The 14,235-nt window shown below is 66.0% G+C and carries 11 protein-coding genes; 5 read left to right on the plus strand and 6 right to left on the minus strand.

What is annotated here, in order from left to right:
• Positions 1-351: 351 nt before the first annotated feature.
• The 6 genes from RTQ83_RS04260 to uraH all read right to left on the minus strand — a co-directional run bounded on the left by RTQ83_RS04260 (position 352) and on the right by uraH (position 6,670).
• Positions 352-1,920 (minus strand): methyl-accepting chemotaxis protein, encoded by a 1,569-nt coding sequence (locus RTQ83_RS04260; RefSeq protein WP_312511442.1) that lies wholly within the window; start codon positions 1,918-1,920, stop codon positions 352-354.
• 108 nt (positions 1,921-2,028) lie between these two features.
• Entirely contained in the window at positions 2,029-2,439 is a 411-nt protein-coding gene (locus RTQ83_RS04265) for a hypothetical protein (RefSeq protein WP_312511443.1), read from the minus strand.
• 10 nt (positions 2,440-2,449) lie between these two features.
• On the minus strand, positions 2,450-3,685 hold the full coding sequence (locus RTQ83_RS04270) for a porin (RefSeq protein ID WP_312511444.1): 1,236 nt from the start codon (positions 3,683-3,685) through the stop codon (positions 2,450-2,452).
• A gap of 189 nt (positions 3,686-3,874) precedes the next feature.
• A complete protein-coding gene (locus RTQ83_RS04275) occupies positions 3,875-4,432 on the minus strand; it encodes an ATP-dependent Clp protease proteolytic subunit (RefSeq protein ID WP_312511445.1) in 558 nt (185 codons plus the stop codon).
• A 54-nt stretch (positions 4,433-4,486) separates the two neighbouring features.
• Positions 4,487-6,295 (minus strand): DUF4153 domain-containing protein, encoded by a 1,809-nt coding sequence (locus RTQ83_RS04280; protein WP_312511446.1) that lies wholly within the window; start codon positions 6,293-6,295, stop codon positions 4,487-4,489.
• Positions 6,296-6,316: 21 nt separating this feature from the next.
• Positions 6,317-6,670, minus strand: a complete 354-nt coding sequence (gene uraH / locus RTQ83_RS04285; RefSeq protein WP_312511447.1) for a hydroxyisourate hydrolase — start codon at positions 6,668-6,670, stop codon at positions 6,317-6,319.
• 223 nt (positions 6,671-6,893) lie between these two features.
• Between uraH and RTQ83_RS04290 the strand changes: the two genes are divergently transcribed.
• From RTQ83_RS04290 to xdhA, 5 genes are all read left to right on the plus strand, one after another.
• On the plus strand, positions 6,894-9,284 hold the full coding sequence (locus RTQ83_RS04290) for a TonB-dependent receptor (RefSeq protein ID WP_312511448.1): 2,391 nt from the start codon (positions 6,894-6,896) through the stop codon (positions 9,282-9,284).
• A complete protein-coding gene (locus RTQ83_RS04295; protein ID WP_312511449.1) occupies positions 9,281-10,594 on the plus strand; it encodes an aminotransferase class V-fold PLP-dependent enzyme in 1,314 nt (437 codons plus the stop codon). Before RTQ83_RS04290 ends, RTQ83_RS04295 begins: the two co-directional genes overlap by 4 nt.
• Before the next feature lie 302 nt (positions 10,595-10,896).
• Complete coding sequence (locus tag RTQ83_RS04300; RefSeq protein ID WP_312511450.1) at positions 10,897-11,565, plus strand: hypothetical protein; 669 nt, start codon at positions 10,897-10,899, stop codon at positions 11,563-11,565.
• A 100-nt stretch (positions 11,566-11,665) separates the two neighbouring features.
• On the plus strand, positions 11,666-12,613 hold the full coding sequence (gene puuE, locus RTQ83_RS04305; RefSeq protein ID WP_312511451.1) for an allantoinase PuuE: 948 nt from the start codon (positions 11,666-11,668) through the stop codon (positions 12,611-12,613).
• A 149-nt stretch (positions 12,614-12,762) separates the two neighbouring features.
• The gene (gene xdhA / locus RTQ83_RS04310) at positions 12,763-14,226 is read left to right on the plus strand and encodes a xanthine dehydrogenase small subunit (RefSeq protein ID WP_312511452.1); all 1,464 of its coding nucleotides are present in this window, start codon (positions 12,763-12,765) and stop codon (positions 14,224-14,226) included.
• The last annotated feature ends 9 nt before the right edge of the window (positions 14,227-14,235 follow it).

Consider the following 14,235-nt stretch of genomic DNA (forward strand, 5'->3'; position numbering starts at 1 on the left):
TTGAAACTTCGGGAGACGCGACAAAGCGCCGGAGGTGCTAACCATCCGGCATACTCAAGGGATGATGCCCACGGGCACTACTTTTGTAAAGCGTTTGCTGCAGGGACAGATGCGTGCTTACCACGTAGCCGAAATGGCATGCGGACGGTCTGACAACAGGCCCGGCGGCAGGATCGCTTGAAACGGATGAGCGGGTATTGCGCTGCGTAGAGTGACAGCGCAGAGAACGCGTGGCTTCAGGTGTTGACGAAGAAAAAACAGACTTGGCAGAACGGCCAGCACCATGGCCACATCGGCAAGCCGCGCAAATTTTTGTAAAAATGCGGACTTGCCGGGTGGGCCTTGCCTGATTTAACGCGCCAGTGCCAGGCGCGCCTTGCCGGCGCCGATGGCAGGTGCCGGCGCATTGTCGAGCTTGAATACCGCCAGCGCTTCGGTCAGGTGGCCGGTCTGGGCGGTCAGCGATTCGGCCGACGCCGCCGCTTCTTCGACCAGCGCCGCATTTTGCTGGGTCATCTCGTCGATGCTGCCGATGGCGCGGCCGATGTCGTCGATGCCCGCGCTCTGGCGTGCGCCGGCGTCGCGCATCTCGCTCATGATGGCCTGCACCTTGCGCACCGATTCCACGATCTGCGCCATCGTCACCCCGGCCTGGTCGACCAGCACGCTGCCGGCATCGACCTTGGCCACCGAGTCGCCGATCAGTTGCTTGATTTCCTTGGCCGCCGCCGCCGAACGGTGCGCCAGCGTGCGCACTTCGCCCGCCACCACCGCGAAGCCACGGCCCTGCTCGCCGGCGCGCGCCGCTTCCACCGCCGCGTTCAGCGCCAGGATGTTGGTCTGGAACGCGATGCCGTCGATGGTCGAGATGATCTCGACGATCTTGCGCGCCGACGCGTTGATGTCGCCCATGGTGGTCACCACGCCGTCCACCACTTCGCCGCCGCGGGTGGCGAAGCCGGTGGCCGATTCGACCAGCGCGTTGGCCTGGCCGGCGTTGGCCGCGTTCTGGCGCACCGCGCCGGTGAGTTCTTCCATCGCGCGTGTGGTGCGGTCCAGGCTGGCCGCCTGCGATTCGGTGCGCTGCGCCAGGTCGACGTTGCCGCTGGCGATCTCGCTGCTGGCGCTGGCGATGGTGTCGGCCGAATCCTTGATGCCGGCCACCAGGCCGGACAGGCGGGTGCGCATTTCCTTCAGCGAGGCCAGCAGGCTGGCATCGTCGCCGGGGGCGGTGCGGATGTCCATCGACAGGTCGCCAGCGGCCACCGCCTGCGCGATGGTGCGCGCGTACTCCGGCTCGCCGCCCAGCTGGCGCCAGATCACGCGCACCACGAACCACGACACGATGGCCAGCACCGCGATCACCAGGAGGGCGGTGAGCACCATCGACACCACCACCTTGCGCACGTTGTCCTGGCTGGCTTCGATACCGGCGGTGAACTGCTGCTGCGCGGCCTCGACCGACTTGGCCAGGTCGGCATTCAGCGTCGCCAGTGTGGCCTGCATCTTGCCGACCGTGGCTTGCGGGTCGCCTTGCTCCAGTTCGAGCATGATGCGCGCCGACGACAGGGCCGGCGCGTAATAGGCGTCGAATTCCTTGGCAAGGCGCGCGCCGTTGTCCTGCTGGCCGGGAATCGCGGCCAGTTTGTCGAGGCGGGCGCGGATCTGCTTGGCCTGCTCGTTGGCCTGGTCGATGCGCGCCTTGTCGCCTTCGGTGACGGCATCGGTCAGGGCGCCGGTGACGGCGGCGACGTCGAGCGACAGGGCCTTGGCGGCATCGAGCACCGGATAGTCGACGCTCTCGGTGGTGGTGATCGAGTCCAGCGCGTCGCTGGCGATATAGGCGCTGGCGCCGGCCCCGAGGCCGAAGATGATGGCGGATATGACGGGCAGTGCCCAGATCCTGCGCTTGATGCTCATGCTTGTCTCCAGAATGTGCTTGCCGCGGCCGGCATGGTCACCGGCCGCAGGCGCAAAAATGCGCCGCTTTCGGACAACGCTGGTCCGGAAGCGGCGCACGGCGTGGTATTACTGGACGGTGTAGACGACCTTCACCGTCGCGTCGACCGCGCTCTTGTCGATGTAGCCGATCGCCTTCGGATTGGCGGCGACCGCGGCCTTGACGGCGGCGTTGTCGGCGACTTCCTTCGGCATCGTGGCCTTGCCGGTGAATACCAGCTTCGACCACAGGGCCTTGGCCTGGGCCGGGTCCTTGTCGGCCACCTTCTTGTAGAACTCGGCACGCACGGCGGCGCTGTCGGCCTGGTCGATCGGCGTCAGCGCCGTCGATTTACCCAGGAACAGCTGGGCCACCTGGTCCTTGGTCAGCGACGATTCGGCGGCCTTGGGATTGACCACCACCGCCACTTCGGCCAGCGCCGGCAGCGAGAACGCGGATGCCGCGAGGGCAGGGATGAACAGCGTGAACAGCTTCTTCATGCGGCGCTCCTCAGAACACGAAGTCGAGGGCGACGGCGCCCACGGTGACCGGACCGGCGAAGCCGGGCTGGGCATTGATGAACAGGCCATTGCCGCGCGGCTTGACGCGGTCGATCTGCACCTTCAGCGCCACCGAACGGTAGAAGTCCCAGCGCACGCCGATCGTGTCGGTGGTCTGTTCGCCCTGGCCGATGCCGGTCACCGAAACGCGGCGCACGGCGTTGCCGAGCTGCTGCAGGGTAGCCGTGCAGGCGGCCGGATAGCCGGCCGGGCAGGCGCCCAGTGCCGCGGCGCTGACGGCGCCGTCGATCTTCAGCTCGGAACGGGTGTAGTAGGGCAGGAACTTGCCGATACGGTAGCCGCCCATCACGTACCACGAGGTGGTGTCGTTGATGTAGGTCTCGGTCTTGCGCTTGGCGTATTCGGTCTGGACCACGAAGTTGTTCCAGTCCATCGCCAGGCCGAGCGAGCTGAAGGTGCCCTTGGCATCCTTGGCTTCGATCTCGTCGGCCAGGGCATTCACCTGCGGCAGGCGGTAGCCGGTGCCGGCGGCGCGCAGCGAACCGACCAGGGTGTTGAGCGATGCCAGGTCGTCGATCGTGATCTTGGTGCGGGCATGGCCGGCGCGCAGCGTAAACGGACCGTTCTCGGCCACCAGGTTGAGGGCCACGATTTCCTTGCCGCGGGCATGGAAGCCGGTCAGCGGCGTCTTGATCTGGCCCACGGCCAGCTGCGAGGTCAGGCTGGTGTTGCCGAAATCACGGCGCCAGGTGACGTCGGCGCCGTCGACGCTGTTGAACGGCACCTGCGAATACAGTTCCGACGGCGGACGCAGCATGGTGTTGGCGTAGCCGACGTTGCGGTAGTCCGAGATCATGAACACCGGCAGGCCGATACGGCCGGCGCGCACGTTCAGGTTGTCCGAGATGCGGAACTTGGCGAATGCCCAGCTCAGTTCGGCGCCATAGTGTTCTTCGCCGTCCTTGCGTACCAGACCCTGGGCGGTCAGCGACAGCCAGTCGTTGACGGCGTAGTCGGCCTGCAGGCCAAGGTTGGAATCGACGCCGGTGCGGAAATTGTCGGCGGCGCCGCTGGGCTGGTTCGGGCGGGCGAATTCAGCGCGGTCGTCGTCCGTCCAGGTCAGGGCGGCAGTGCCGAAACCGCTGATCTTGACGGTGTCCTGCGCCATGGCTACAGGCGCGACCAGGGGGAGCGCCAGCAGGCTGGCGAGCATGGTTTTATTCATGATGGAGGATCGTTGCGTGGGCTGCTAAGAGTCGAGGCGGCAAGGGCAGCAGGCAGGCGTGCCGGTATTTACATGGGATTTATTCTATCCACATGGAAATGTTTCACACAACAAATTTATGACAATTGGTGACAGTCGTAGACGAATTGCGATGTCATGTAGTGAGAATGTCACATTACGTTGTCAAATTTAGTTCCACCAATGACAAGTACTGCCGGCAGTTGGCAAGCGTGCCTGGATTGCCTGGTGGATGATGCCCGCACTTTCTGCTTCCTCGGCGGTGAAGATGCGCGCATTGCCGGTCAGATGGTGACGGATATCGGTGGCAGTACCGGCCGCGCGCGTCGCTTCCAGGAATATGCTGGCGTAGCGCTCGGCATCGAAGTCGAGGCAGTCGCGCCACTCCGATACCCGTGCATGGTCGGCTGCCACCAGGTTGCCGAAGCCCCAGTGCAGCGGGTGGATCAGGAAACGCGTGCCGGGGCAGGCCAGGCGCCGCTGCCCGGCCAGGAAGATCACCACGCCGACCGATTCGACGCTGCCGATATTGTGGGTCGTGAGCGGAATCGGCAATGACTTCAGGAAGAAGTACAGCGCGAAGCCGGCCGTCATGTTGCCGCCCTCCGTGGACATGTGCAGATCGATCTCGGTCGCGCCTTTCTGCAGCGCTTCCAGACAGCAGTTGCGTACCGTGCAGGCGGAATTGTGGTTGATCGGTCCGATGAAATGAACGATGTGCAAGGCCATGGGTGCTCCGTGCGGCAGACGTCGATGCGGCCAGGCGCAGAATAGCAATTTCCGCTATTCGGCTGCGCTCCCTTCGGCGGACGCCGCGACTTTGCATGCCAGCCGGTCTGGCTCGTTCCTGAACGTAAGCCGCTGGCCGTCGACTTCCAGGTCGGCCACCAAGGGCGCCACCGGGCGCAGCCGGCCCTCGCGCATCGCCTGCAGCAGGGCCGGACAATCCGGCGGCAGCGACAGCTGGCCGGCGACGTCCCAGGCACCGGCGTCGTCCTGGCGCAGTACCGCGTTCTCGCGCATGTTGCTACCCAACAGGATGACTTCGGGCCGGGTGTCGCCGCCCAGGTCGAGCACGAAGGCGTCGCACGGCGCATTGCGCTGGCGCAGGCAGGCCGGCAGGCGGTAGACGGCGCCGTTGCGAGCCCAGTCGGTAGCAACGAAGCCGGGCGGGAGCGGTGTTCCGGCCGGCCAGACGCGCAGGTTGTCGGCCACCTTCAGGGCCGGGTCGGCCTTATTGGGATCGGGCGGCGTGCGCAAGCGCTCCAGTTCGCCGCGCAGCCAGGCAGCATCGGGACCGGTCACGCGCCGTTCCAGTCGCGCCAGCGCGGCCTGACCGTAACGCGCGCCGTGGTGGTGCAGGTAGGCGAGGTCGAGCTGGCGCAGCGTGATCCGGCCGGCGTCCAGGCGCGCCATCTGGCTGTTCACCGACAGCCGTGCCGGATCGAGCAGCGGCGAGAACAGCAGCGCCAGCACGGCCAGCACCACGCAGGCGGCGGCGACGTTGACCCCGGCCAGCGTCGGCAGCCAGCCGCGCCGCAGCGCCGCCGCCGCGTAGCCGCCGGCGTAGCAGGCCGCCACCGCCAGGCAGGCGCAGGCGACGATGCGGTCCACGCTCCAGCCATGCTCGATCACGCGCAGCGCCAGCGCGTAGCCGGCCAGCAGCACCAGCGGCACCAGCAGCAGGGCGGCGATGCGCGCGGCCAATGCGACCGGGCGCGCCACCGGCGTGGCCCCATCCTGCCACGCTGCATTGATCAGGATGACGAAGGCGCCGGCCGCCGTGAGCAGCAGGCCGGCGGCGCTGCGCGTGGCCCACAGCGGCGCCAGACCCGTGAAGACCAGGCTGGCCAGGAAGCCGGCCACCAGCACGGTGAGTACCGGCAGGATCCACGACAGCAGCACGTGCGCCAGGTTGCGGATGCCGCGCACGATGCCGGGCTTGACGTCGGTCAGGTGCATCGCGCTCGAGAAGGCGAAGGCGCTGACAGGAATCGCGAACCAGGATTGCTCGATCGTCTTGCGCAGGAATCCCAGCTTGACCAGGTCGAACAAGGTCGCGCCCAGCTGCAGCACCAGCCAGGTCGCGCCCACGAACAGGCCGCAGAAAGCGGTCTGCAAGCCGAGCTTCCAGGCGACATCGTAGTAGCTGGCATAAGACGCGATGCGGCGCCGCTCGCGCGCCCCGGCCAGCACCAGCGCATGGGCAATGAAGAAGCCGGCCACGCTGCACACCGCCAGCGCACCGGACGGCGCGCCCTGGCGCCATGCGTGCAAGCCGAGCGCGCGCCAGGCGTCGTAGGCGCCCAGCGCGGTCAGTACGGCGGCGGCAACGGCGGCCCACGCCAGCAACTGGCGCCGTGTCGTGTGACCGAGTCCATTGATGACGATGACCGGCACCAGCACCGCGACCAGCACCAGCGGCGTGAACAGGGGCGGCGCGGTCGCCGGCCACAGCTTGTTCTGCGCCGCCGTGTACAGCAGGTAGAGCAGCAGGCCCTGGGCCAGGCCGATGCCGATGCGGGCCGGGCCGAGCCAGGCCGGGGCGATGGAGGTGTCGGGGTCGAACGGTGTCAGGTCTGGAGCGTGCATGGTGCCCGGTGGTGTGGCGGCTTAGCTGCCGCGGTAGGTCGAGTACGACCACGGCGTCATCACCAGTGGCACGTGGTAGTTCCGCGCGGCGTCGGCGATGCCGAAGGCGATCACGATGCGGTCGAGGAAGCGCGGCGCCGGCAGCGCGACGCCGCGCGCCGCGTAGTAGTCGCCCGCGTGGAACACCAGTTCGTACTGGCCCGCGCGCATCGCCCCACCTTCGAGCAGGGGCGCGCCGCAGCGGCCGTCGTCGTTGGTGGTGCCGGAGGTGACCAGCGTGCGGCCACAGGCATCGATCGCATACAGATCGACCTTGATGCCGGCGCCGGGGCAGCCGTGCGCGGTGTCGAGTACGTGGGTGCTCAGTTTTGCCATTGCCTCTCCTGGACGCTACCATATTGACCGGTCGGGAAATCATAACCCGGATCGCCGCTGCCGCTGCACGGGCATGAGGGGCAAGAGGAGAGTGCGCGATTTCGTGATGCGATGCTGCGCTTCATCTTCACGAAATATTGCTTGTTTAGGCTATTGCTTTGTCAACGCCGGCCAGCCTTTTGGTGAGCCGCGTGACAGCCTATTACCAACTCCAAGAGTCGCAATGAACTTGAAACGAAGCCAGATCGCCAGCGCCGCCGCGCTGTGCGCATGCCATGCACTGGTTGGTGTGCATGCCCAGAATATCCCCCCATCTTCGGCGCCGCTCGCCGGCGAAGCGCAGGCCGTGATCGTCACCGGCACCCGCGCCGCCAACCGCACCCAGTTCGATACGCTGGCCCCGGTCGACGTCTTCACCCGCGAAGAAATCGCCGCCGTCGAGTCAAGTGACCTGAACGACGTGCTGGCGCAGCTGGTGCCGTCGTATGTGGTGCAGCGCCTGCCGATGGCCGACGGCCAGGTGTTCGTGCGTCCCGCCACGCTGCGCGGCCTGTCGCCCGACCAGACCCTGGTGCTGGTCAACGGCAAGCGGTTCCACCGCAGCGCCTTCCTCGGCGCGCGCGGCTCGCAGGCGGCCGACATGGCGCAAATCCCGACCAGCGCCATCAAGCGCATCGAAGTGCTGCGCGACGGCGCCTCGGCCCAGTACGGGTCGGACGCGATCGCCGGTGTGATCAACATCATCCTCGACGACAGCGTCGGCGGCGAGATCAACGCCCAGCATGCGCAGTACAAGGAAAACGACGGCAAATCGAACACGCTGCGCGCCAGATACGGCTTCGCCTTCGGCGACAGTGGCCGCCTGAACCTGTTCGCCGAAGCGGCCGAATCCGACCCGACCTCGCGCACCCGCCAGCGTCCTGACGCCATCGCCTTCCAGAACGCGCACCCGGAGCTGCAGGTGCCCAACCCGGTGCAGCGCTGGGGCCAGCCCGAGCTGGAAAGCCAGCGCCTCGGCTTCAACGCGAGCGTCGGCCTGGCCAACGACATCACGGCCTATGGCTACGGCCTGTTCAGCCACAGCGACGGCACGTCCGACTTCAACTGGCGCAATCCCGACACCAGCGGCAGCGTCTACAACCGCGTGGCGCTGTTCCCCGGCTGGGACGTGCGCAGCATCTATCCGCTCGGCTTCAGCCCGCAGTACGGCAACGAGCAGGACGACCTGCACCTGCTGGGCGGCGTGCGCGGGCACTTCAGCGACGACCTGTCGTGGGACCTGAGCGCTTCCTACGGCCGCAATCGCATCGACTACCGCCTGCACAACTCGATCAACGCGTCGCTCGGACCGCAAAGCCCGACTGCCTTCGACCTGGGCCGCCTGAGTCAGGAAGAAAAGCTGGTCAACGCCAACTTTAACTACACCTGGGGCGTGGCGGCGCTGGCGCAGCCGGTCAACGTCGGCTTCGGCCTCGAGTACCGCAACGAGCGCTATGGCGTGCGCGCCGGCGACCTAGCCTCCTATCAAGTGGGTCCGGGCGCCGCCTTCGGGCTGGATCCGGCTGCCAACGGCGCACCGGGCTTCAGCGACCGCCAGGCCGGACGCTGGGACCAGGATAGTTACGCCGCCTACGTCGACGTCGAGGTGCCGCTGACCGAGCGCCTGTCGATCGGCGCCGCCGCGCGCTACGAGGACTATTCGGAGTTCGGCGACAGCACCACCGGCAAGCTGTCGGCACGCTACGAAGTCTCGCCCGACGTCGCGCTGCGCGGCTCGTACTCGACCGGTTTCCGCGCGCCGACCCCGGGCCAGCTGAATACCAGCAGCACCAGCCAGGGCCTCGACACCCGAACCCTGCTGGTGTTCACGAGCGGCCGCCTGTCGACGGGCGACCCATTGGCGCTGGCGCTTGGCGCCCAGCCGCTGACGCCGGAAAAATCCAACAACCTGTCGCTCGGCCTGACCTTCAAGAGCAGCATGGGTCTCTCGGGATCGGTCGATCTGTACCGCATCAAGCTGCGCGATCGATTCAGTACGTCAGCCTCGTTCGCGGTGCCGGCCGGGATGGACAACCCGCTGCGCTACACCACGGTCAACTACTTCACCAACGACTTCGACACCACCACCCAGGGCATCGACGTCGTCGCCAGCCACCTGAGTTGGGTCGCGGACGGCAAGCTGAATCTGACCCTGGCCTACAACTACAACAAGACCGAAGTCGATGGCGGCCGCACCAGCGTCGCCGCCAACGAAACCCAGCGCACCATCTTCGAAGACCGCCTGCCGCGCCAGAAGGCGACGCTGAGCGCGGTCTACGAGCGCGGCGCCTGGAGCGGCATGGGCCGCATGCGCCACTACGGCGCCTGGACCGACAGCACCGGCAACGCGACCGGCGACATCTTCCAGCGGTTCGGCGCCATGCGCTTCTTCGACGCGGCGCTGAGCTACAAGGTCACGCTAAAGCAGACCTTGCGCTTCGGGGTCGACAACCTGTTCGACAAGTATCCGGACGAAGCGGTGTTTCAGGCCAGCCGCGGCCTGATCTACTCGCGCAACGCGCCATACGATACCGACGGCCGCAATCTGTACGTTGACTACACGGTGAAGTTTTGAGCGAGCCTGATGTGAAGCGGCGCGCCTGGCTGCGCGGGGCGGCCGCGCTGTCGCTGGCACCGGCCGGCGCAATGGCGGCGCCAGCCCTGCCTTCCTTGCCGGCGCTGCTGGCCGATCTGGCGCCGCCGGCCATGCCACCCGCCGCGCTGGCCCTTGATAACGGCTACTGGCGCCGCGTCGCGGCCCAGTACGACGTCACCGACCAGGTGGCGATGTTAGATAACGGCTACTGGGGCTCGATGGCGCGTCCAGTGCTGGCGGCGTACCAGCAGCACGTGGCGACGGTCAACCATGGCAACGCGTATTACGGCCGCCTGCAGTTCCCGCCCGAGTACGAAGCGGCGCGCGTCGCGGCAGCGCAGGCGCTGGGCGTGGAACGCGACGAGATCGTGCTCACGCGCGGCGCCACCGAGGCGCTGCAGGCGCTGATCGGCGGCTACAACCGCCTGCGTCCGGGCGACACGGTGCTGTGCGCCGATGTCGACTACGACAACATGATCACGGTGATGGGCTGGCTCAAGGCGCGCCGCGGCGTCGACGTGGTGCGCATCGCGCTGCCGGAGCCGGCCACGTACCAGTCGCTGATCGACACCTATGCGCAGGCCATGGCGCAGCATCCCAAGCTGCGCATGATGCTGCTCACTCACGTCAACCACCGCAACGGCATGGTGTTGCCGGTGGCCGAGATCGTCCGCATGGCTCGCTCGCGCGGCATCGACGCCATCATCGACACCGCGCACGGCTTCGGCCAGCTCGACATGAAGCTGCCGGATCTCGACGCCGACTTCGCCGGCATCAATCTGCACAAGTGGATCGGCGCGCCGGTAGGCGTCGGCGCGCTCTATATCCGGCGCGGGCGGGTGCGCGACATCGATCCCTACATGGGTGAGCCGGACGGCGACGACATCCGCACCCGGGTGCATACCGGCACCGTGAACTTCGCCGCGTATCTGGCATTGCCGCTGGCCCTGCAGATCCACGAGCGCATCGGCGTGGCCAACAAGGCAGCGCGCCTGCAGCGCCTGCGCAACCGCTGGGTGGAGGCGGCGCGCGGCATCGACGGCGTGCAGGTGCTGGCCTCGAACGACCCGCGCCTGACCAGCGCGATCGCGTCATTCCGCTTGCGCGGCAAGATTTCGTTGGCCGACAACGTGGCACTGTCCAAGCGGCTGCTGAAGGAACATGGCGTATTTGCTGTGCTGCGCGACGGCCTGGCGTCGGGCGCCTGCGTGCGGGTGACGCCGGCAATCTTCACCTCGGAACAGCAGGTCGATCGGTTGGCGATGGCGTTGAAAGATACAGTCGGATAATCAAACGAGGCATTGCCGGGTGAGGAGAAGCCGACGCACGATTCCGTTGTTGCAAAGGCAAAGTGCAAAACTCGGCGCATGAAATAGACTGGCATTCAGCCAGCTGCAAAATTCGCGAGGTAGTTGGGCTGAAAACGACAAACCCGCCGAGAGGCGGGTTTGTTCTGTATTCGGGGTGGTCCCGCAGTGCGGGACCAAAACTGACCTAGCGTCATCACCAGTATGGAGGTTGGGAGAGGACAGAGCCTAGGGCTGCATGTGGAGTATATCATCATCGTTCATCCGATCAAAGCTGACCTGCAATGAACTGGAGCGAACTCGAGCAACATTTTTCTTCTGCCCGGCTTGGGCGCTACCGTGCAGCCTACGGTGGCGACGAGGCGTTGGCGGCACAAGCCTACGTAACAAACATGCTCGTGGCGGAAGCGATGATGCCAATGCTGAGCGTCCTCGAAATCGCGCTGAAGAACGGGATACACCGGCGCCTTGGCATGATGTACAAGCGCGACGATTGGTGGGAGAGCTGGATAGGAGACCCTTCCTTCAGATGGCAGCTGCATGAGGTTTCTAATGCAAGCGCGAAATTGAAACGGCGCATGGAAGCGGTAACGCCGGACAAGATCATCGCGGAATTAGCTTTCGGTTTTTGGAGTTCTCTGTTCAACGTGCATTTTCAGGGATTGTTGTGGAAAGAACTTCGACTGGTTTTTCCACGATGTCCAAAGCCGCAACGCCAACGACACACTATTTCGTCTTCGCTCAATCAGATCCGTGATTTAAGAAATCGCGTGTTTCATCACGAGCAGCTCCTTTGGCTTCATCCTTCCTTGATTGAGCTGCACAGTAAAGGTATCGAGGTCATCGGTTGGCTCGATCCCCACCTGCCTACCTGGTTGGCGCCAAACGATCGGCTTCCCGCGATTTGGGCTACGATACGGCCGAGTCTCGCTGCAGCTTCCACGACTGGATGATCGCTATATGTAGGATGCGCATTGTCGTATGCGCCAGTCGATATACCGTTGTGATTTCTACAATATATGATCGGACCTATCGTCACTACAGGCGGCTGCCATGGACTCCTCTTATCCGCGCGACCTGGCCGGCTACGGCCGCAACCCGCCCCATGCGCGCTGGCCGGGCGGGGCGCGCATCGCGCTGCAGTTCGTGCTGAACTACGAAGAGGGCGCCGAGAATTGCGTGCTGCATGGCGACGCCGCTTCCGAAACCTTCCTGTCCGAGATCGTCGGCGCGGCCGCCTTCCCGATGCGGCACATGAGCATGGAGTCGCTGTACGAGTACGGTTCGCGCGCCGGACTGTGGCGGCTGCTGCGCGTGTTCGAGGAACGCCGTTTGCCGCTGACCGTGTTCGGGGTGGCGCAGGCGCTGCAACGCAATCCTGACGCGGTGGCGGCGTTTCGCGAACTGGGTCACGAGATCGCCTGCCACGGCCTGCGCTGGATCTCGTACCAGAACGTGGACGAGGCTACCGAACGTGCCCATATGGTCGAGGCGGTGGAGATCATGCGTGCGCTCACCGGCGCCGCGCCGCAGGGCTGGTACACCGGACGCGATTCGCCGAACACACGCCGCCTGGTGGTCGAGCATGGCGGTTTCGCCTACGACGCCGATCACTATGGCGACGACCTGCCGTTCTGGCAGCGCGTCGAGGTCAAGGGAGCGGATGGCTTTTCACGCACGGTCCCGCACCTGGTGGTGCCGTACACGCTCGACACCAACGACATGCGCTTCGCCACCGCCCAGGGTTTCAACTCGGGCGCCCAGTTCTTCGAATACCTGAAGGATGCCTTCGACGTGCTGTATGCCGAGGGCGACCCGGATGGCCTGGACCGGCCGAAGATGCTGTCGGTCGGCTTGCATTGCCGCCTGGCGGGACGGCCGGGACGTACCGCCGCGCTGGCGCGTTTTCTCGATTACGTCGCCAGCCACGAGCACGTCTGGGTAACGCGCCGCATCGATATCGCCAACCACTGGAAATCTATCCATCCGTGCGTAGAATGAGAAGCGCCGGGTTCCTATGCTGCCATCCGTGATATTGTAAATTGATGATGAGCGATATAAGAATGCGATTATAAGAGGGGCGATCGGAAGTGGTAGCCTTCCGCCCTTGGCCGATCGCCACCGTAGCGACTACAGCAGACCCCAACGACATGTCAGAACCGATCCGTTTCCTCCACCGCGGCCAGGTGCGCGAACTGCGCGACACCGAGCCGACGCAAACCATCCTGCAGCACCTGCGGGAGGATGTGCGCTGCACCGGCACCAAGGAAGGCTGCGCCGAGGGCGACTGCGGCGCCTGCACGGTGGTGGTCGGCTCGCTCGAGGATGGTGAGGTCAGGCTGAAAGCGGTCAACGCCTGCATCCAGTTCACGCCCACGCTCGACGGCAAGGCGCTGTTCACGGTGGAAGACCTGGCGCAGGCCGACGGCAGCCTGCATCCGGTACAGCGGGCGCTGGTCGAGTGCCATGGCTCGCAATGCGGCTTCTGCACGCCGGGCTTCGCGATGTCGCTGTGGGGCATGTACCTGAAGCAGGAAGGCCAGGCGCCGTCGCGCTGCCAGATCGACGACGCGCTGTCGGGTAACCTGTGCCGCTGCACCGGCTACCGCCCAATCATCGACGCCGCGCGCCGCATGACCGAGCTGCCGCCGGCACACTTCGACCGCGCCGCATTGGCGCAGCAGCTTGAAACGCTGCAGCGCGCGCAGGGCTTCACTTACAGCGCGCACGGCCGGCGCTTCCACGTGCCGCGCACGCTCGACGAACTGGCGCGCGTGCGCGCCGAGCATCCGGACGCGTTGCTGCTGGCCGGCTCCACCGACGTCGGCCTGTGGGTTACCAAGCAGCTGCGCGACCTGGGTGACGTGATCTACCTGGGCCAGGTGAGCGCATTGCAGACCGTGCGCGAGAGCGACGGCGCGATCGAGATCGGCGCCGGCGTGTCGCTGCAGGACGCCTACGCCGCGTTGTGCCACCACTATCCCGACGAATTGTCCGAACTCTGGCAGCGCTTCGCCTCGCTGCCGATCCGTAACGCCGGCACGCTGGGCGGCAACGTCGCCAACGGTTCGCCGATCGGCGATTCGATGCCGTGGCTGATCGTGCTCGGCGCGCAGGTCGTGCTGGGCAGCGCGGGCGGCACCCGCGAGCTGGCGCTGGAAGACTTCTACCTCGGCTACCAGCAAAAGGATCTGCAGGCCGGCGAATTCGTGCAGGGGCTGCGCGTGCCGCTGCCGCGCGCGGACGTGCACTTCCGTACCTGGAAGTTGGCCAAGCGCTTCGACCAGGACATTTCGGCCGTGTGCGCGGCGTTCGCCGTGACGCTGGACGGCGACACGGTCGTGGACGCGCGCATCGCCTTCGGCGGCATGGCCGCCACCCCGAAGCGCGCCACGCAGGCCGAAGCCGCCTTGACCGGCCAGCCGTGGAACGAAGCCACGCTTCGCGCCGGCATGGACGCATTGGCGCGCGACTATGCGCCGCTGAGCGATATGCGCGCCTCCAGCAGCTATCGCATGCGCACGGCGCAGAACCTGCTGCGCCGCTTCTGGCTCGAGACGCGTCTTGAAAATCCGCTGTCGGCCGGCGCGGTCAACGTCTTCGCCGGCGCTTGAGGAGAACCG

The sequence above is a fragment of the Massilia sp. genome (assembly GCF_031995545.1).
GTDB lineage: Bacteria > Pseudomonadota > Gammaproteobacteria > Burkholderiales > Burkholderiaceae_D > Telluria.